We start from the raw sequence: 18417 nt of genomic DNA, 5'->3' as shown, positions 1-18417 counted from the left end.
TTAAAATATAGCAAACCTCATTCCGCCTTGCGCAGCAGCCAGTCCGTCTGCGCGGGCCGTCCTGGCAGTTGCAGGCTGGCGGTGGCGGCGGGGGTCTGGGCCAGCAGCTTGCCGCGCTTGTAGACCTGCAGCCGGGTGGCGCGCAGGCGTATGGCTTCCACCGGATCCTGGGCTTGTAGCAACACAAAGTCGGCCCAGCAACCGGCCTTCAGGCCGTAGCCGTCCAGCTGCAAAATCTTCGCCGGGTTGACAGTGACCGCATCAAAACACTGGCGCATTGCTGCCTGGCTGGTCATCTGGGCCACGTGCAAGCCCATGCTGGCCACTTCCAGCATGTCGCCGCTACCCAGGCTGTACCAGGGGTCCATCACACAGTCCTGGCCCAGGGCCACGGTCAGGCCGTGGGCCATCATTTCGGGTACGCGGGTCATGCCCCGGCGCTTGGGATAGGTGTCACCCCGTCCCTGCAGGGTGATGTTGATCAGCGGGTTGCTGACCACGTTGATCTGCGCCTCGGCCATCAGCGGCAGCAGCTTGCTCACATAGTAGTTGTCCATGCTGTGCATGGAGGTGAGGTGCGAGCCGGTGACGCGGCCCTGCAGGCCCAGACGCTGGGTCTCATAGGTCAGGGTTTCGATGTGGCGCGACATCGGGTCGTCGGACTCGTCGCAGTGCATGTCCACCAGCTTGCCTTGCTCGGCGGCCAGCTCGCACAGCAGTTTGACGCTCAGCGCCCCATCGGCCATGGTGCGCTCGAAGTGGGGGATTCCGCCCACCACGTCCACGCCCATGTCCAGCGCGCGCTTGAGCTTGTCCATGGCCAGCGGGTCGCGCAGGGCGCCGTCTTGCGGAAAGGCGACCAGCTGCAGGTCCAGGTAGGGAGCGACCTGGTGCTTCACTTCCAGCAGTGCCTCCACGGCCAGCAGGCGCGGGTCGCAGATGTCGACGTGGCTGCGGATGGCCAGCAGGCCTTTGCCCACCGCCCAGTCGCAATAGGCCAGGGCGCGCTGCACCAGGGCTTCCTGGGTCAGGTCGGGCTTGAGCTCACCCCATAGTGCAATGCCTTCGAGCAGGGTGCCGCTCTGGTTGACGCGCGGCAGACCGTAGCTCAGCGTGGCATCCATGTGAAAGTGCGCATCTACAAACGGCGGGCTCACCAGCAGGCCCTGCGCATCGATGGTTTGCTGTGCGGGTGCGTGCAGACCGGCCGTGACTTCAGTGATGCGGCCGTTTTGTACGGCAATCGACATGCCGGTGCGTCCGTCGGGCAAAGTGGCGTGGGTAACCAGGAGATCAAGCATAGGAAGAGCCTTGTGACGGCTGGGTAGAAGGAGGTAGAAATGAAATTAATTTTTACACGTCTGGCGCGTGCCGCGTGCAATCGATTGGTAACATCCTGACACAGAGACGCTACTTATAGCGACAATCATTTCTACGCCTTAAATGGCCACCCAACCATGACCACCACCACCCCTGCAGTTGCCCTTTTGATCGTAGACGACAGCCGGGTTTCGCGCATGATGATCCGCACCCTGGTACTGGCCAAGCGCCCTACCTGGACCCTGGTCGAGGCCACCAATGGTGACGAGGCGCTGGCCTTGGCCGCCACCCAGCCTTTCACCTACTGCACTATGGACATCAATATGCCCGGCATGCTGGGGACCGATGCGGCCGAGCACCTCAAGCGCGACTATCCCGCGCTGCGCCTGGCGCTGTTTTCGGCCAACATCCAGGAAAGCCAGAAGACCCGCGCGGCCGAGTTGGGGGTGAAGTTTGTAGCCAAACCCGTGAGCGACAAAAGCGTAACCGAAGCACTCACTTTTTTTGAAAGTCCCATGTGATGACTCTGTCTGACCTGCAACTGGATGCCTTGACCGAGGTGTTTAACGTGGGTGCAGGCCAGGCCGCTGCCAGCCTGAGTGAGATCGTGGGCGACGAGGTGCTGCTGTCGGTGCCGCGCATCCAGTTTTTCGACCGCACCGATGTCAACGCCGAAATGCTGTCCTTGCAAGGCGGGCGACTGGGCGCGGTACGGCAAAAGTTTGGCGGCCCGTTCAGTCTGGATGCCACGCTGTTGTTTCGCGAAGAAAAAGCCTTGGAAATCGTGCAAGAAATGCTGGGTTCGCAGGTCAGCGTAGAAGACCTGGTGGACTTCGAGCACGAGGCCATGTGCGAGCTGGGCAACGTGATTTTGAACTCCTGCCTGTCGGCTATTGCCGACATGCTGAGTGTTGGGCTCACCAGCACCTTGCCCGAATACTCGGTGGACGGCGCCGACACCGTGATCGGCAAGCTCATGTCCGATGAGAGCCAACCGGTGGTGCTGGTACTGCATATCGACCTGACCATCGAAAAACGGGACACCCAGGGCTATCTGGTGTTCTTGCTCAGTTCCAATTCGCTCGAAGGGCTGATCGCTGCCCTGGACGCATTCTTGTCGCGCATTTGAGCCTGCCTCCGGCCTCTATGCCCGCTCGCCCTATTGAGTCGTTGCTGCCCTGGTCCCTGATGGTGGACGCGCTCAACACGGGCCTGATCGTGCTCAACCCGCGCGGCGAGGTGCTGTTGTGGAACGCATGGGTGGTGCGCCACAGCGGCATTGAAGCGCAGACGGTGCTGGGCCGCACGCTCGAATCGGTATTTGCCAACGGCCTGTCGCTGTCCTTTATCAGCGCCCTGAAAAACGTACTGACCTACAAGCTGCCCGTGGTGTTGTCCAACGTGCTGCACCGCACGCCGCTGCCGCTGTACCAGCGGCCCGAAGATGCGGCCAAAGGCCCGCAGCAGCGCATGCCGCAGTCGCTGACCCTGGTGCCAGTGCGGTACGACAGCGCCAATGCCGACGGCTTTTTGGTGATGCTGCAGATCGCCGATACCAGTAGCTTTGTGAAGCGCGAACGGGTGCTGCAGTCGCGCACCGAAAAGCTCTCGCGCGAGGCGGTGATCGACGGCCTGACCGGCATCTACAACCGCAAGTATTTTGACCAAAAGCTGGCCGTCGAAGTGAGCCGGGCGCAGCGCCAAAAGAACCCGCTGTCGCTGGTGATGCTGGATGTGGATTACTTCAAAAAATACAACGACACCTACGGCCACCCGGCGGGCGACCGGGTGCTGCAGGCCGTGGTGGGCTCGGTGCAATCCCAGCTGAACCGGCTCACTGACGTGTTTGCGCGCTACGGGGGCGAAGAATTCATCATCATCCTGCCGTCGTCTGACCAGTCCGGGGCCACCCAGATTGCCGAAAAAGTACGCCAGGCCGTACTGGCTCTGCAGCTGGACCATGCCCGTTCGCAGGTGGCCAAACACATCACCGTCAGCCTGGGGGTTGCCACCTGCCTGGGTGGCGTGGTGTGCACCGAAACGCGCTTACTCGATACCGTGGACAAAGCCCTGTACGCAGCCAAACACGGTGGCCGCAATATGGTGCAATGGCTCAGCGTGTCCGATGCCCATTCCACCGGCGGCTATGTGGTCAATGGCCAAGATCCTCCGGCATCCAACTTCTATATTTAATATAACTGCTTGTGCAGGCGGGATAAACGCTAGAGGCTTATTTCATGCTGAATTTAGGCGCGTTTACGACCCACGCCCGTTGTAGTGCTGGACCTTCAACGCCGACACATCTACCCCGTCAAGGCAGCGCACATTGATTGCTGCCATGGCCTGCCCGGACGGGGACATCGCTTCGCCAAACGGGTGGATGCCGCAGGTGGGGCAAAAATGATGTTGTATGACGTGCTTGTTGAATAGATAGGTGCCCATCTTGTCCGCGGGTGTGTGCAAGACCACTGCGGGCCTCGGCACGAACCACATCAATGCCCCTTTGCGCTGGCATAGCGAACAATTGCAGGACATGACTTCGGGAATCTCGCCTTCCACCTCAAAGGCAATCTGACCGCAATGGCAACTTCCTTGGTATTTCATGTTTTGTCTCCGTGGATGTGGGTAGGCCACTATTTTGCAGGTGATTCTGCAAAGGACGCTGGTTTTACCGCTTCTGTCGGAGCAACAAAATGTTTGGGTGGGTGTCGAGGTGTGCTATGAAATAAGTAGCTACTTGTGCTTATCCCGCATGCACAAGTAGCCGATTTTTCTTAAATTTCTAGAGGCGCTTCTTTTTGATCTGGGCCTCAAGCCGCCTTGCCAAAGCGCTCCAGCACATGCCGGCCCATGTTGTGGGCCAGCTCGTCCTCGCCCAGAAACACGCGGCCGATGTTTTCCTGCGCGAGCAGGGCTGCTTCTGCTTCGTTGTGGGTGCGCACCACGGTTTCGATGTGCGGGTTCAGCATGCGGGCGTTGGCCACCATTTGGCGCACGTTGAAGGCATCGGGCGTGGCGATCAGTAGCATGCTGGCGCGGGCGATGTGGGCCTGGATCAGCACCCCGGCATCGGCGGCATCGCCCGACACGGCGGTGATGCCGTTGGCACGCAGCTGCTCGACGCGTTCGCGGTTTTTTTCGACGACCACGAAGGGAATGTCTTGCGCGTCCATCTCTACGGCCAGGCGCTTGCCGACGCGGCCATAGCCCACCAGCACCACCTGCTTGGAGAGGTATTTTTCGTCAGTGGCCATGGGCAGCTCGGACAGCGGGTCGGTGCCGCGGGCGAATTTGGCGACCAGGGTGGGGTGGGATTCCAGCCACTGCTCCAACCAGTCGGCGGCTTTGAAGACCAGCGGGTTCACCGCGATCGACAATAATGCACCGGCCAAAATCAGGCTTTGCCCCTCGGGCCGCAGCAGGCCCAGGCTGGCACCCAGCCCGGCCAGGATGAACGAGAACTCGCCAATCTGCCCCAGGCTGGCCGACACATTCAGCGCGGTGTTCAGCGGGTAGCGAAACACCAGCACCAGCGCGGCAGCGGCGATGGACTTGCCGACGATGATGATGGCCAGCACGGCCAGCACCTGCAGCGGTTGGTTGACGATAACCATCGGGTCAAACAGCATGCCGACCGACACAAAGAACAGCACCGCAAAGGCTTCGCGCAGCGGCAGCGAATCTTCGGCGGCGCGGTGGCTGAACTCGGATTCGCGCATCACCATGCCCGCAAAGAACGCGCCCAGCGCAAACGACACGCCAAACAGCATGGCCGCCCCGTAGGCGATGCTGACCGCGGCGGCGATCACGCACAGGGTGAACAGCTCGCGCGAGCCGGTGCGCGCCACCAGCCACAGCAGCTTGGGAAACACGCGGCGGCCCACCACCAGCATCAGCGCCACAAAGGCCGACACCTTGAGCAGAGTGATCCCCAGCGTCAGCCACAAATTGCCGCCACCGCCTTGTTCTTCACCCGGTACCTTGCCGCCCAGCCAGCCCGCCAGCGGGGGCAGCAGCACCAGCACCAGCACCATGGCCAGGTCTTCCATCACCAGCCAGCCCACGGCGATCTTGCCGTTCATGGAGTCCAGGGCACCACGTGCCTCCAGCGCCCGCAGCAGCACCACGGTGCTGGCCACCGACAAGGCCAGACCAAACACCAGGCCTTCACCCAGAGGCCAGCCCCAGAGGTGGGCCACGCCTGCGCCCATGGCGGTGGCCACGGCGATTTGCAGCACCGCGCCCGGCACGGCGATCTTGCGCACCGACATCAGGTCGTCCATCGAGAAATGCATGCCCACGCCAAACATCAGCAGCATCACGCCGATCTCGGCCAGCTCGGCCGCGATCTGGCCGTCGGCCACAAAGCCGGGGGTGAACGGGCCAATCAACACCCCAGCCAACAGGTAGCCCACCAGTGCCGGTAGCTTGAACCGCACGGCAAGAAAACCAAATACCAGCGCCAGCCCGAGTGCGGTGGCGATGGTGGTGATGAGAGGGGTGCTATGCAGCATCGGCCAGATCTTTTTGAAGTTCGATTGAATGTAAACGCTGCACGATCTGCGCAAACAGGGGCCGTAATGCGACTGCGGTTTGCAGGCAATCGTTCCGCAGCAGAGTGAGTTTGGCGGTATTTTCTGGGCAGTGGGCCAGTAATTCCTCCAGCAGGCAGCCAAACGCCCGCACCTCGAGTCGTTGCAAAGCCTGTGCCTGCACCGCATCGGCGGGCAGAAAGGAGGCCGCGCCCATGTCGCCCAGCAGGCAGTGGCCGTCCGCACTGCACTGCAGGTTGTGCGCGTACAGGTCGCCGTGCAGCAGGCCGCCGGCGTGCAGATGGGCCGCGGCCGAGGCCACGCCTTGGGCAGTGCGCAGCACAGTGGCGAGCGAAAAAACGGTGCCCGCCGGGTAGATGTCGCGGGTGCAGCTGTCCAGGCTGGGCGGCCCGGCCAGGGTGGTGAAATGCGGCGGGATGCAGGGCATCACCAGCCCGGTCGTGCCCTGCGGGTGGTCTACCAGCGGGCCCAGGGTGCCGATCAGGTGCGGGTGCGCACCCACCGCCAGGCAGGCGGCCAGCTCGCTCTGCGGCCAGCCGTCGCTGGTGACCTCACCTTTGAATAGCTTGACGGCCACCGTCTTGCCTCGCCACTGGGCCTGGTGGATCACGCCGGACGCGCCTTCGCCCAAGGGCTGTTGTACCGCCAAGTCCGTCCAGCGGATGGGCGTGGTAGACGGGGCAATGTGCGGTGTGCCTGCCCGCGCCAGCCAGGCCAACAGGGGCAGTTGCAGCAGCCAGTCGGGCAGGGTGCCTGCGTCTGCCATGGGGTTGGCCGAGATGCGCAGCAGCTCCAGCTGCTGGCATTGCGCCAGTTCGGGGGGCAGCTGCTGCAACTGGTTGCCCGCCAGCATCAGCTTTTGCATCTGCTGGCACTGGCCGATTTCGGCGGGCAGGGTGGTGATGTGGTTGTCGGTCAATATCAGCCAGCGCAGCCGCGGCGGCAGGGCGGCGGCGGGCACATGGCGGATCTGGCAGGACTTGAAGCCCACCATTTCCAACTGCGCGCACTGGCCCAGCACGGCAGGCAGTTCGGTGAAGGGGTTGCCGGAGCAAAAAACCACCCGTAAGCGGTGCAGCCGGGGCAGGTCGTCGGGCAGGGCACTCAGGGCATTGCCAGAGAGGTTCAGCACCTCCAGCGTGTCGGCCAGGTCAAAAATCTCGTGGGGAAAGGTGGTCAAACCACCCGATAAATCCAGCCGCCGGATGCCCTGCAATTGCCCAGAGCGGAGTTGGGAAAGGGTATGCATGTTCGGTATTGTCGGTGCTGGTGTGGGCCGCTTGCCGCACAGCCCTTTTTATATATAAAAAAGGCTTCTAGCGTATATTTAACCTACACAAGTAGCTATTAAAAATGTAGTGGTGGCCTACAACCACTGCGTCACGATGTCCACCGGTTGGGGGCGGCCGAAAAGGTAGCCTTGCACGGTGTCGCAGTGCTGGTCGGCCAGGAAGCGGCTTTGGGCCTCGGTTTCCACCCCCTCGGCCACCACCTGCAGGCCCAGTCCGTGGGCCAGGGCGATGGTGGCGCGCACGATGGCTGCGTTGTCTTTGTCGGTGGCGATGTCGCTGACGAAGGAGCGGTCGATCTTGAGCTCATCGATGGGAAAACGCTTCAGGTAGGCCAGCGACGAGTAGCCGGTGCCGAAGTCGTCCACGGCCAGCCGCACCCCCAGGGCGCGGATCTCGTGCAGCAGGCCGATCACCTGGTCGGCGTCGGACATGGCGGTGGTTTCGGTGATTTCCAGGCGCAGCAGGTGCGGGGGGATGCCGGTCTCTTGCAGGGCCAGGCGCACCACCTGCACCAGGTCACGGTTCAGGCACTGGCGGGCCGAGATATTGACGGCAATCGGTACGGGTTTGAGCCCGGCGCGCAGCCACAGTGCCACCTGGCGGGCGGCGTGTAGCACGGCCCAGGCACCCATGTCGACGATCAGCCCGCATTCTTCGGCCACCTGGATGAAGCCGTGGGGCATCACCAGCTGGTCCGGCGTGCGCTGCCAGCGCATCAGGGCTTCCAGGCCAACCATCTGCTGCCCGTACAGTGAAAACTGCGGTTGGTAGTGCAGCACAAACAGGTTTTCGCGCAGGGCCTGGCGCAGGTCCATCTCCAGTGCCAGGCGCTCGTGCAGGCGGGTGTTGATGTCGTTCGACCAGAATTGGAAGCAGGCCTGGGGCTGGGCCTTGGCGCGGTACATGGCCATGTTGGCCTTGGACAGCAGGGCATCCAGGTCGGTGCCGTCCTGCGGGGCCATCACCACGCCTACGCTGCCTGCGCAGGGCAGCACGATGTGGCCAAAGCTTTCGTCTAGCACGATGTCCTGGGTCAGTGCATCGACCACCTTGGTGGCGGCGGTGGCGGCACCGTCCTGGCCGCCCACGTCCTCCAGCAGCAGTACAAATTCATCGCCGCCCCAGCGGGCCACGGTGTCGGTGTCGCGGCACAGGGCCCGCAGGCGCTGGGCGATGATGCGCAGCACCTCGTCACCGGCGCGGTGGCCCAGGCTGTCGTTGATGTGCTTGAAGCGGTTCAGGTCCAGAAATAGCACCGCCACGCTGCCGCCGCGCCGTTGCACCCGCGACAGGGCCAGGTTCAGCTGCTCGTGCAACAGCACCCGGTTGGGCAGGCCGGTGAGGGCCTCGTGGTTGGCGGCATAGTCCAGCGCGCGGGCGGCGGCCACGGTCGGTCACGTCGGCAAACACCAGTACGGCACCGTCCAGCGCGCCCTCGGGGCTGCGCAAGGGGCTGGCGGTGGCCCGCAACACGCGCAGGCCGTCTGGGCCGGGCAGGTTGAGCAGTTCGCGCACATAGACCCGGCTGCCCCGGCCCAGGCATTCAAATACCGCGGCCACCAGGCGTTCCATGCTGTCTTCGCTCAAGGGGTAGGCGGTGTGCAGGGACTGGCCCAGCAGCGTCTGGCCGGGGGCATGCAATTGGGCGGTGGGGTTGGCAAAGCGGATGGTGTGCCGCTGCGCATCGATGGTGATGACGGCGTCGTCAATGGCTTGCAGGGTGGCCTGGGCGTGCTGGCGGGTGCGCAGCAGCTGGCGGTTCAAGGCGCGCAGCTTGCCCGCCAGCCAAAAGCCCAGTGCCACGGCCAGCGCCAGAGTGGCGGTGGCGGGCGGGAGCCAGTTGTGGGTAGCCAGCAGCAGCCCGGCACTGACCAGTAGCGGCAGTGGCAGCAGCCCCAGGGCCAGCAGCCCGGCTTTTAACGGCAGGCGGCTTTGCCACACCGGCACCAGCGCCAAGCTGCTGACGGCCAATAGCGCAAACAGCAGCGCCAGTGGCGCGGGCGTGTGGCTTATCCAGACCTGGCTGCGCAGTGCCTCCAGCGCCTGGGCGTGGAACATCACCGACGGCAGGGTGGTATGGCCGCCCGCCAGCGGCGTGGCCAGTTCACCACCCAGTCCGCTGGCGGTGATGCCGATAAACACCGCCCGGCCACGCACCACGTTCAATACCTGGGGCAACTGCAGCGCGCTGGCAAACGACAGTGTGGGCAGGCCGTGCACCCGGGGCAGCATGACTGCGTGCGCGCGGACCCAGGTGGGGGGACGGCTGATGCTGTCTACCGGCACCAGCCGGTCCCACGCCGGATTCGGTGCGGCCTGCTGCAATACCGCCAGCGCCAGCGCGGGCGTGTCGGCCTGGCCGTTGCCGGCCATCAGGTGGATGCTGCGCGACTGGCCATCCACGTCCACTTCCACATCGACATGGCCCAAAGTGGGCCCGTGCAGGGGTGTGGCATTGGCCGCCACCAGCGTGGGCAACAGGGGTGCGGCGGCAATGCGGCCATCGGGCTGCTGCGCCGGGGCCACGGCCAGTACCACATGGCCTTGGCGGGCGATGGCGGTGGCCAGGGCTGCATCGCTGGCGGGGTTGCGGGTGTCGGGTTCAGAAAATAGTACCGCTATGCCGATGGCGCTGGCCCCGGCTTCGCGCAGGCGGTCGATCATCTGCGCATGCACCTCGCGTGGCCAAGGCCAGCGGCCCAGCGTGGCCAGGCTGGCATCGTCAATCGCCACCACCACCGGTGGCTGGGCGCTGGCGGTATAGCTGGGTAGCAACAGGTCGTAGACCAGCAGGTTCAGCCGCTGGATGGCCGATGGGTCCAGCCAGGCCAGTAGCACCACGGTCGCGATGCCTGCCAGCCACCAGTGGGCGCGCAGAATGGCCCGCTCCCAGCCGGACGGGAGTCGCGGGGAGGTGGGACCTCCGGTGGGCGCGGGCAGCGGGGTCAGAAAATTGCCATGGCAGGGATGATCAGCAGAATCAAGGCCCCCCAGCGGCTGGGAGGGGGGTTGGGGACGACAAAGGTTTGCGTGCTACCCCAGGGGCCGGTGTAGCCATCGGTGCCGGTGGCCTGTACGCGCACGTGGTGCGGGCCGGGCTGCAGATCTGTCAGGCTGAACTGGGTGCTGTCGGTGTCCGTATCGGCCAAGGGGTTGGTGAAGCTGTCGTCGCGCGCGACCTGCAGGTGGTAGTGCGCGGTTTGGGGCTGGGCCGTCCAGCGCAGGGTCAGGTTGCCGTCCTGGGGCTGGGGAATGTCGACACCGGGGCCGGGCAGCACGCGGCGAAACGGCTGGGCATCGCCCCAAGGGCCTTGGCCTTTGGTCGGGTGGATGGCAGCCACCCGCCATTGGTACATGCCGGGGGCCAGGTCTTGTGGCGGCTGGGCGCTGGCGCTGCTGACGACTTGCTCGTCCACCGCCTTGCCATCGCTGCTGAGCTGTACCCGGTATTGCAGGTTGGCATCGCCCTGGGTCCAACGTAGGTTGGGGCGGGCGGTGGTGGTGGCGGCATTCGGTGCCGGGTCGATCAGCAGCGGCGGTTCGGGCTGGGTGTGGATGACCAGGGTGCGTTCGGCCGACAGGCCTTCCAGGCCTTGCGCGTCGATGCCGCGCACCCGCAGGGTGTAGCTGCCGTCTTCGATGTCACGCACCCGGATGCGGGCGGCATCGGTGACTTCATCGGACAGCATGGCGCTGAATTCGAATGAGGCGGCCAACTGGGTGCGGTAGCGGCTGGCCCCAGCCAGTGCCGCCATCGGCCAGGCGATGGGCAGGCGCTCGATGGTGTTGGGCAGGCCGTCCAGGCTGGGCGGGGGCAATAGCGGCATCGGGGCGGCAGGGCTGCGACCACTTTGGGCCACAGTGCCCTAGGTGGCTTGGGCGGTCACCTGGCCGGTGGGGTTGGCGACATTGACGGCACCCGTCACCACCTCGGTGTGCATGCTGTGGCCGTCTGTGGTGACGCGGTACTGAGTGCCGCGCACGGCGGCAATGGCGGCCGGGGTGCGGATTTCAAACCGCCCACCGCTATCGCCCACTGGCGTGACCTGGTTTTCCACACTGCCCTGCAGCAGCGACAAGCCCACGATGCTGGCTTGGCCCAGCAGGGCTTTTTGGGTGGCTTGTAGCAAGAGTTCGCTGTCGCGTCGCACCAGCACACGGCTGCCGTCGGCAAACTGCAGGGTGGCGCTGCCGTCTGGCCCGGTGCGCAGGCCCGACGGAGCTTGCAGCAGTTCGCCTGCGACTGCGGCACGGGCCGGGGCATTGCCCCGGCGCAGCGTGGTATCGCCCACCACGGCCAGCAGCAGCACCTGGGTGGACTCCAGCTTCAGCCATTCTTTGGGGATGCGCAACTGCGTGCCGGGCGGGATGCGGTGATCATCGGCAATCTGGTTGCGTTGGCGCAAGGCCAGGGCCAGTGACGGACTCTTCAAATAACGCTCGGCCAGGTTCCAAGGGTGGTCGCCGGGTTGCACGGTGTAGATGAGGTCGGCAGCCATGGCGAACCAGGGCGTGCTCCACAAAACCAGACCAACAAGGCCGGTGTGAAGGCGGCGAAGACGGGGCATGTGGATGGGCATGGCTACACTAAATGGGGTGAAAACCGGGCAGATAATATGGTTAATTAGTGTAACAACTGCACACATCTTGTGGGGTTGTTCCTGGTTACCGTGCTGCCCAGCCTAACTAACGGCCATAAAAGTACGTCAATGTGCGTACGTGGCAAGGCGATGGGCAGGCTGCTCGGGTTGCTTATTCTGGTATTGCCAGTAACATTTTCTTGCCACTGGCTCTTTGGTGGTGTGCTAGCTCTGCGCAGGAACTGCATGCAAGCCTTCGATTTCTGGATAAGCCGGTTGAACCGCCTGCGCGATGCGCTGTTGGGCACCGATCGTCCCATGCGCATCCGTACCAGCCAGGCGGCACTGGCCTCGGTGCTGATGTTCGCCAGCATGGCCGATCTGTATCTGCTGGCCTGGCACGGTTTGGCCGACATCCGCCACGTGGTGCTATGGTCGGTTTTTTGTACCCTGGGGCTGGTGCTGGTGTTTGGCCTGATCCGCAGTGGTTTTTCGCTGCGCTGGTCCGATCCTTCGCTGGCGTTTGGGCAGATGCTCTACGCCATTGCCTGCAACGCGGTGGCCTTTGTGCTGGCTGGGCATGGCCGGGGCATCAGCCTGGCGCTGATGGCGGTGATTCTGATGTTCGGCATGTTTGGCATGTCGATGCGCCAGGTGGTGATGGTGGCGCTGTACGCCATGCTGTTGTTTGGCGTGGCCATGCTGGTGGCCATGGAGCAGGCGCTCACCGACGAACCCGCCGTACTGTACGCAGCCTACTTTTTCATGTTGCTGATCGTGCTGACCAGCAGCACGATTTTGACCCGCCGCCTGGGCTTGATGCGCGCCCACACCCGCAAGCAAAAAGTCCAACTGGCCCTGGCGCTGAAGAAAATCCAGCTGATCGCCACCCGCGACGAACTCACCGGCACGGCCAACCGCCGCTTCATGCTGGAGTTGATGCGCGAAGAAATCCAGCGGGCTGACCGCAGCGGTGCAACGCTGATGGTGGCGATTCTGGATATCGACTACTTCAAACGCGTCAACGACAGCTATGGCCACCAGGCAGGTGACCGCTGCCTGCAGGCCTTTGCCAGAGTGGTGCAGTCCAGCATCCGCACCACTGACCGCCTGGCCCGCTGGGGCGGGGAGGAGTTTTTGATCCTGCTGGGCGACACCAATTTTGCGTTGGCCCTGGCCTGCCTGGAGCGGGTACGGGCCCAGGTGGAACAGGCCGTGGTGGCTATGGGGGAGATCGAAATCCGCATCACCGTGTCGATCGGCGTGACCCAGTACCAGACGGGCGATTCGATCGAGCAAACCATCGACCGCGCCGATTTGGCGCTGTATGCCGCCAAGGCGCAGGGCCGCAACCAGGTGGTAAGTGTCTAAACCTCGCGGTTGCGCGCCAGCGGCGGATTCTTGGCGAAGTAGCCACGGATGCCGCGCAGGATGGCATCGGCCAGTTGCTCGCGGTAGTCGCTGCTGTTGAGCTTGGCCTCCTCTTCGGGGTTGCTGATGAAGGCGGTTTCGATCAGCACGCTGGGGATGTCTGGGGCTTTGAGCACGGCAAAACCGGCCTGCTCCACGTTGCCCTTGTGCAGCCGTCCGACCCGGCCCACCTCGCCCAGCACCGCGCTGCCCAGTTTCAGGCTGTCGTTGATCTGGGCGGTGGTGCTCATGTCGAGCAGGGCTTTTTGCACCTGCACGTCTTTGGCCTGCACGTTGATGCCGCCAATGACGTCGGCGGCATTTTCCTTGTTGGCCATCCAGCGGGCGGCGCTGCTGGAAGCCCCGCCCTGGCTGAGAGCAAACACGCTGGCCCCGCGCGCGGCCGGGGTCAAAAACGCGTCGGCGTGGATGCTGACGAACAAGTCGGCCTGCACCCGCCGGGCCTTTTGTACCCGCACTTGCAGTGGCACGAAGAAATCTGCGTCGCGGGTCAGGAAGGCGCGCATCGGGTTGCCGTTGACGGTGGTGGCATTGATGCGCTCGCGCAGCAGGTGGGCGACCATCAGCACGATGTCTTTTTCGCGCGTGCCGCCGGGGCCGATGGCACCGGGGTCCTCGCCGCCGTGGCCGGGGTCCAGGGCGATGATGATCAGGCGGTCGGTGCGCTGGGCTGTATTTTTTGCATCATTTTGGCTGCTAGCGCTGGCAGAACGTGCGGGAGGTGCTATTGAAACAATAGCATAGTCTTTGGGCGCAGCGGTGGGGGCGGGGGCCGGGCTGGGTGCACCGTAGGGACGGGGAGCCGGCTTGGTGTTTTGCTTGGCAATCAGCTCGGCCAGCGGGTCGGGCGCGTCCATCGCCACGGCCGGTGGTGCAGGGGGGGCCGTTGATGGTAGTGCGGTGGGGGCAGGGTCGGTTAGCCGCTCGGCAATCAGCGCCTCCAACGGGTCCTCTTCTTGCGCCGGGTACAGGTCGAACACCAGCCGGTGCTGGTAGGCGGCCACCGGGTTCAGGGTGAACACCTGGGGCCGGGCGGCACGTTTCAGGTCAATCACCAGCCGCACCACGCCGGGCGCGTTCTGGCCCACGCGGATGCCCGCGATATTGGGGTCGTCGGCCTGCACCCGGCCCACCAGTTCGCGCAGCGCCGGGTTCAGGTCGATGCCCTCGATGTCCACGGCCAGGCGCGGCGGGCTGGCCACAAAGCTGTGCTTCACCGCCAACGCGGTATCGGATTCGATGGTGACGCGGGAGTATTCGGGTGCGGGCCAGACCCGTACGGCCACGATGCTGGCACCACGGGCTAGCTCGTTGATGCCGAGCAGTAGCACCACTGCGCCGCTTTGCAATACGCTGCGGCGCTTCATGCGGGCAGCCCGCGCAGCAGGGCCTGGCCGGTGGCGGTGGCGGCGGTGAGGGTGGCGGTGCGGCTTTCACTGGAATGGATGTCGGGCATGGTGTCAATAAAAATGGCAATGTCAGGTGTGGGCAGCAGGGCCCCAGCGTTTTGGGGCCATTCGGCCAGTTTCAGGCCGGGGCCGGCGAAGATGTCGCGAAAGCCCGCGTCTTCCCATTCGCGCGGGTCGCTGAAGCGGTAGAAGTCAAAGTGCCAAATATTCAGCGGTGGATTCAGCGCGGGCAGTTCATAGGGTTCGACCACGGCGTAGGTCGGGCTTTTGATGCGGCCCTGCACGCCTAAGGCGCGCAGCAGGTGGCGTACCAGCGTGGTTTTGCCCGCGCCCAGGTCGCCGTGCAGGGTGATGAAGGCGTGGCGAATGTCCGGCTGGGCCGCCAGCGATTGGGCGAAGGCCTCGGTGGCAGCCTCATCCTTCCACAGTAGGCGGGTTTCTACAGTCGGCACAATCGGTGCATGGTGTGTAACAGTGCTCAGAACGAAAGTCTCCAACAGGTGTCGCGGATACAGGAATGGGCGCGCAAACTGGGATTTTCCCAAATTGGCGTGGCCCCGGTGGATTTAAGCTCCGCCGAAGCGGGTTTGACTGCCTGGTTGGCCCAAGGGTTCCATGGCAGCATGGCTTATATGGAAAGCCATGGCCTCAAACGGGCCCGCCCGGCAGAGCTGGTGCCGGGCACCGTCAGCGTCATCACCACCCGTATGGATTATCTGCCCCGCAGCACGCCCGAGGGCTGGCAGGCACTGGAATTTGACCGGCTGAGCCGTCCCGGCGAGGGCATTGTGTCGGTCTACGCCCGGGGGCGGGACTACCACAAGGTGCTGCGCGCGCGGCTGCAAAAGCTCAGCGACCGCATCGCCCAAGAGCTAGGCCCGCTGGGCTACCGCGTGTTTACCGACTCAGCCCCGGTGCTGGAGGCCGAACTGGCCCACCGCAGCGGCCAGGGCTGGCGTGGCAAGCACACCCTGGTGCTGAACCGCGAGGCGGGGTCGATGTTCTTCTTGGGTGAAATCTATGTGGACCGGGCTTTGCCACCCACGGCACCGACCACGGGCCACTGCGGTAGTTGCAGCGCCTGCATTGACGTGTGCCCTACCCAGGCCATCGTGGCCCCGCACCGGCTGGATGCACGCCGTTGCATCTCGTACCTGACCATCGAACATGCAGGGCCGATTCCGTTGGAATTCCGTCCGCTGATCGGTAACCGCATTTACGGCTGCGACGACTGCCAACTGGCCTGCCCCTGGAATAAATTTGCCCAGCGCAGCGCGTTGCCCGACTTCGACGAGCGCCGGGGCCTCAGTGGCCAGCAGTTGGTCACACTTTTGGGCTGGACCGAGGACGAGTTTTTGCGCTACACCGAAGGTGGCCCCATCCGCCGCATCGGCCATGAACGTTGGCTGCGCAATGTGGCGGTAGCGATGGGCAATGCGCTGGCGGCCCAGGAAGACGGGGTGATACGCCAGGCGCTGCAGTTACAGGCCGGGCATCCGAGTGTATTGGTGCGCGAGCACGTGGTCTGGGCGCTGGCGGCACAGATTGTGGCCTGACCATAAAAAAATCCGCCGCCCACGACCAGCCATGTGGGCTGATCGTGGGCGGCGGATGGCTCTAACGCGAACCTGTTAGGCGGATTTTTTCACCCGGCGACGTGTTCCCACGACAGCGACCAGGCCCAGGCCCAGCAAGGCCAGGCTGGATGGTTCGGGCACGTCGTTCAAGGCAACGGGTTTGCTGGTGATCAGAAGGTTGAAGCTGAACGCATTGGCCTGGCCTTCCACCGTGGTGAAGCCCATGCAGCCTGCATCGGCATTGGCCGCATTGCACACGGCGGAAGGCAAGGCGGTCAAAGACTGGGCGGATTCAAACAGGCTCACGTAGTAGGTGTTGTTGTCCAGCACAAAACTGTTGTTCAGCAGGCCTGCGATGACAAAGATGTCGTTGCAAGGGGCGGGGCTGACCGCAACGCAGGTGCCCTCAGTGTTAAGGGTTTCCACAAAATTGACGAAGAAGGGCAGCGTGGCCTGGTAGTTCACGCTGGTCATCGGTGCCAGCGAGTTAAGCGTCAGAGTGGACTGCACTGTTGCCGATTTCAAGGTGGCCAGGCTGGACGAGATGGGGTTGTTGTAGTGGGTAAAGGTGTTGGTCGCTACGGCTGCACCGTTGGTTTGGACGGTGCCGATGGCCGGGCTGCTGGTAATGGTGAGGCCGCTGCGGCTGGTGGCGACATCACCGGTATTCACTGGTGTGGTACCACCGCATCCACCCCAGGTCAGTGCCGTTCCCGTCGTGGTCTGGCAGCCGCCGTTAACGGTGTACTGCACGGTGGCGGTATCAAACACGGTATTGACGTTGTAGCTCCAGTCGGTCACAACAGGGTTGGCAAATGCCGCGCCGCTGCACAGGTGAGGGCCGCAGCGATGGCGGAGAAAAAGAGTTTGGTGTGCTTGACTTGCATGGTGAATATGAGCTTTTCTAGGTGGATGGTCTGCATTATTTGCGTCTATATGTACACAGCCGATGCGCTATAGTTTGTAATCTTCAATCTATTATTTAATGGATTGCATGCAAAGTGAAAATATTAAAAATCGTATTCAAATCATGATATTATACAAATTTAAATGATTGCATACAATTAAAATGTAATTTTTACCGACAGCCAAAAAAGTCCGCATTAGACAAGTGCAGGATGTGTGCCCCGCGAGAGGGCGAGCTTTCAGCAGTTGTTAAACCACGTGCTGCAGTTTGGGTTGAATCTGCTATCCCAAGGTACTGCCGCGCAGCGCAATAGGTCCGGCAGCCGATTTGGGGATGCGTGGCAAGCCTGTGCAGCAGAGCGCAGGGCTGCGAAATCTATAGATGTTTTTGGGCTTTAGCGCAGACTATTGCTACGCTAGTAGCTATATTTACCGTAGCACGCCCAGGGCAAACGGCAAACTCGCCATGCCCAACAGCGTGGACAGACTGACCAGGCTGGCGGTCAGTGCGCCGTTGTAGCCCATCTTGGCCGCCAGCACGTAAGCGCTGGATGCCGTGGGCAGGGCCGAAAACGCCAGCAGTACAGTGGTGTGGATCGGGCTCAGGCCCAGTATCCAGGCCAAGCCCAAGGCCACCACCGGCAGTACAAAATGCCGAATCCCCAGCACCGACACCGCCAGCACCTTGGCCCGGGCCAGTGGGCCAAACCGCATGCCAGCACCCGCAGCCAGCAGACCCAGGGTAATGGAAGACGCACCGATGCGGCTGGTGGTGGGCTCCAGCCAGGGCGGAATCGCCAAGCCCAGCAGGTTCGCGGCCAGCCCGGCGGCGATGGCCAAAATCAGCGGGTTGCGCACCAGCGCCGCGCCAAACCCGCCCTGCGCGTGCCGCACCATGGGCCATACGGCGGCCACGTTCATTAGCGGTACGCAGACGCCGATCAGCACCGCAATCAACTGCGGCCCCTGCGGTCCGGCCAGGCGCTCGGCCAGCGCCAGGGCGATGAAGGAGTTGAAGCGGAAGGCGATTTGCGCGTTGGCCGCGTGTTCGCGTGTGTCAATATGGGTGCGGAACCACGGAAGATAGGGCAGGGCGTAAGCCAGGCCGATGGCACACAGGCTCAAGCCCAGCCCGGCAAAGATCAGGCTGGAGGCGGCCAGCAGGTCCAGCGGGTTTTTCACAATCGATTGGAACAGCAGCACCGGCAGCAAAAAATAGTAGGTCAGACTCTCCACCTGTTCCCACACCGTGCGGTTCAGCCCGGTATAACGGCACACCAGATAGCCGCACAAAATCAGCGAAAAATCCGGAAACAAGAGCTGCACATAGTTCATGCGTTCGAGAATAC

General features: G+C 63.4%; 16 protein-coding genes and 1 pseudogene. 5 read left to right on the top strand and 12 right to left on the bottom strand.

Features of this window, described 5'->3' with window-relative positions:
• Window positions 1-17: 17 nt before the first annotated feature.
• Window positions 18-1301 (bottom strand): amidohydrolase family protein, encoded by a 1284-nt coding sequence (locus Q0T48_RS17510; RefSeq protein WP_295958849.1) that lies wholly within the window; start codon window positions 1299-1301, stop codon window positions 18-20.
• A gap of 156 nt (window positions 1302-1457) precedes the next feature.
• Here Q0T48_RS17510 and Q0T48_RS17505 point away from each other — a divergent pair, with 156 nt between their 5' ends.
• From Q0T48_RS17505 to Q0T48_RS17495, 3 genes are read left to right on the top strand one after another with little or no spacing between them, the layout of a single operon-like run.
• Window positions 1458-1841 (top strand): response regulator, encoded by a 384-nt coding sequence (locus tag Q0T48_RS17505; RefSeq protein WP_295958845.1) that lies wholly within the window; start codon window positions 1458-1460, stop codon window positions 1839-1841.
• Window positions 1841-2449, top strand: coding sequence for a chemotaxis protein CheC (locus Q0T48_RS17500; protein ID WP_295958842.1), 609 nt, complete (start codon window positions 1841-1843; stop codon window positions 2447-2449). Before Q0T48_RS17505 ends, Q0T48_RS17500 begins: the two co-directional genes overlap by 1 nt.
• A gap of 17 nt (window positions 2450-2466) precedes the next feature.
• Window positions 2467-3513: a GGDEF domain-containing protein gene (locus Q0T48_RS17495; protein WP_295958839.1), complete on the top strand. Its 1047-nt coding sequence runs from the start codon at window positions 2467-2469 to the stop codon at window positions 3511-3513.
• 63 nt (window positions 3514-3576) lie between these two features.
• Here Q0T48_RS17495 and Q0T48_RS17490 read toward each other — a convergent pair whose 3' ends face one another.
• The 7 genes and pseudogenes from Q0T48_RS17490 to Q0T48_RS17460 form a co-directional block, all read right to left on the bottom strand.
• Window positions 3577-3924: a GFA family protein gene (locus Q0T48_RS17490; RefSeq protein WP_295958836.1), complete on the bottom strand. Its 348-nt coding sequence runs from the start codon at window positions 3922-3924 to the stop codon at window positions 3577-3579.
• Window positions 3925-4130: 206 nt separating this feature from the next.
• Window positions 4131-5834, bottom strand: coding sequence for a YbaL family putative K(+) efflux transporter (gene ybaL / locus Q0T48_RS17485; protein ID WP_295958832.1), 1704 nt, complete (start codon window positions 5832-5834; stop codon window positions 4131-4133).
• Window positions 5824-7122, bottom strand: coding sequence for a leucine-rich repeat-containing protein kinase family protein (locus Q0T48_RS17480; protein WP_295958830.1), 1299 nt, complete (start codon window positions 7120-7122; stop codon window positions 5824-5826). The genes ybaL and Q0T48_RS17480 overlap by 11 nt, the downstream gene beginning before the upstream one ends.
• A gap of 117 nt (window positions 7123-7239) precedes the next feature.
• On the bottom strand, window positions 7240-8553 hold the full coding sequence (locus Q0T48_RS17475; RefSeq protein ID WP_295958828.1) for an EAL domain-containing protein: 1314 nt from the start codon (window positions 8551-8553) through the stop codon (window positions 7240-7242).
• A 19-nt stretch (window positions 8554-8572) separates the two neighbouring features.
• Window positions 8573-10003 (bottom strand): annotated as a pseudogene (locus tag Q0T48_RS17470) (CHASE2 domain-containing protein); the annotation flags it as partial.
• Window positions 10004-10110: 107 nt separating this feature from the next.
• Window positions 10111-10992: a fibronectin type III domain-containing protein gene (locus Q0T48_RS17465; RefSeq protein ID WP_295958825.1), complete on the bottom strand. Its 882-nt coding sequence runs from the start codon at window positions 10990-10992 to the stop codon at window positions 10111-10113.
• A gap of 39 nt (window positions 10993-11031) precedes the next feature.
• The gene (locus tag Q0T48_RS17460) at window positions 11032-11664 is read right to left on the bottom strand and encodes a FecR domain-containing protein (protein WP_295958822.1); all 633 of its coding nucleotides are present in this window, start codon (window positions 11662-11664) and stop codon (window positions 11032-11034) included.
• Window positions 11665-11991: 327 nt separating this feature from the next.
• Here Q0T48_RS17460 and Q0T48_RS17455 point away from each other — a divergent pair, with 327 nt between their 5' ends.
• Window positions 11992-13116: a GGDEF domain-containing protein gene (locus tag Q0T48_RS17455; RefSeq protein ID WP_295958819.1), complete on the top strand. Its 1125-nt coding sequence runs from the start codon at window positions 11992-11994 to the stop codon at window positions 13114-13116.
• On the opposite strand, the gene Q0T48_RS17450 is transcribed toward Q0T48_RS17455, so the two are convergent.
• Together Q0T48_RS17450 and tsaE are read right to left on the bottom strand one after the other, a co-directional pair.
• On the bottom strand, window positions 13113-14543 hold the full coding sequence (locus Q0T48_RS17450) for an N-acetylmuramoyl-L-alanine amidase (protein WP_295958817.1): 1431 nt from the start codon (window positions 14541-14543) through the stop codon (window positions 13113-13115). The two genes, Q0T48_RS17455 and Q0T48_RS17450, sit on opposite strands and share 4 nt — an antisense overlap.
• The gene (gene tsaE, locus Q0T48_RS17445; RefSeq protein ID WP_295958815.1) at window positions 14540-15037 is read right to left on the bottom strand and encodes a tRNA (adenosine(37)-N6)-threonylcarbamoyltransferase complex ATPase subunit type 1 TsaE; all 498 of its coding nucleotides are present in this window, start codon (window positions 15035-15037) and stop codon (window positions 14540-14542) included. Before tsaE ends, Q0T48_RS17450 begins: the two co-directional genes overlap by 4 nt.
• Before the next feature lie 9 nt (window positions 15038-15046).
• On the opposite strand from tsaE, the gene queG reads away from it, so the two are divergent.
• A complete protein-coding gene (queG, locus tag Q0T48_RS17440; protein WP_295958812.1) occupies window positions 15047-16141 on the top strand; it encodes a tRNA epoxyqueuosine(34) reductase QueG in 1095 nt (364 codons plus the stop codon).
• A 75-nt stretch (window positions 16142-16216) separates the two neighbouring features.
• On the opposite strand, the gene Q0T48_RS17435 is transcribed toward queG, so the two are convergent.
• Window positions 16217-16996 (bottom strand): THxN family PEP-CTERM protein, encoded by a 780-nt coding sequence (locus Q0T48_RS17435; RefSeq protein WP_295958872.1) that lies wholly within the window; start codon window positions 16994-16996, stop codon window positions 16217-16219.
• Between the two features lie 501 nt (window positions 16997-17497).
• Window positions 17498-18403 carry an AEC family transporter gene (locus Q0T48_RS17430; RefSeq protein WP_295958809.1) on the bottom strand — a complete coding sequence of 302 codons (906 nt, stop codon included), beginning with the start codon at window positions 18401-18403 and terminating at the stop codon, window positions 17498-17500.
• Window positions 18404-18417: the final 14 nt, after the last annotated feature.

It is taken from the genome of Rhodoferax sp. (assembly GCF_025354435.1).
Classification (GTDB): Bacteria; Pseudomonadota; Gammaproteobacteria; order Burkholderiales; family Burkholderiaceae_C; genus Rhodoferax_B.
Note: the sequence above shows the minus strand (reverse complement) of the source record. Positions and strands in the feature narration are given on the sequence as shown.

Excerpts from the sequence above, each read along its gene's own strand:
- Q0T48_RS17510 (WP_295958849.1), bottom strand. The coding sequence starts at position 1,301 with ATGCTTGATCTCCTGGTTACCCACGCCACTTTGCCCGACGGACGCACC.
- Q0T48_RS17505 (WP_295958845.1), top strand. The coding sequence starts at position 1,458 with ATGACCACCACCACCCCTGCAGTTGCCCTTTTGATCGTAGACGACAGC.
- Q0T48_RS17500 (WP_295958842.1), top strand. The coding sequence starts at position 1,841 with ATGACTCTGTCTGACCTGCAACTGGATGCCTTGACCGAGGTGTTTAAC.
- Q0T48_RS17495 (WP_295958839.1), top strand. The coding sequence starts at position 2,467 with ATGCCCGCTCGCCCTATTGAGTCGTTGCTGCCCTGGTCCCTGATGGTG.
- Q0T48_RS17490 (WP_295958836.1), bottom strand. The coding sequence starts at position 3,924 with ATGAAATACCAAGGAAGTTGCCATTGCGGTCAGATTGCCTTTGAGGTG.
- ybaL (WP_295958832.1), bottom strand. The coding sequence starts at position 5,834 with ATGCTGCATAGCACCCCTCTCATCACCACCATCGCCACCGCACTCGGG.
- Q0T48_RS17480 (WP_295958830.1), bottom strand. The coding sequence starts at position 7,122 with ATGCATACCCTTTCCCAACTCCGCTCTGGGCAATTGCAGGGCATCCGG.
- Q0T48_RS17465 (WP_295958825.1), bottom strand. The coding sequence starts at position 10,992 with ATGCCGCTATTGCCCCCGCCCAGCCTGGACGGCCTGCCCAACACCATC.
- Q0T48_RS17460 (WP_295958822.1), bottom strand. The coding sequence starts at position 11,664 with ATGGCTGCCGACCTCATCTACACCGTGCAACCCGGCGACCACCCTTGG.
- Q0T48_RS17455 (WP_295958819.1), top strand. The coding sequence starts at position 11,992 with ATGCAAGCCTTCGATTTCTGGATAAGCCGGTTGAACCGCCTGCGCGAT.
- Q0T48_RS17450 (WP_295958817.1), bottom strand. The coding sequence starts at position 14,543 with ATGAAGCGCCGCAGCGTATTGCAAAGCGGCGCAGTGGTGCTACTGCTC.
- queG (WP_295958812.1), top strand. The coding sequence starts at position 15,047 with ATGGTGTGTAACAGTGCTCAGAACGAAAGTCTCCAACAGGTGTCGCGG.
- Q0T48_RS17430 (WP_295958809.1), bottom strand. The coding sequence starts at position 18,403 with ATGAACTATGTGCAGCTCTTGTTTCCGGATTTTTCGCTGATTTTGTGC.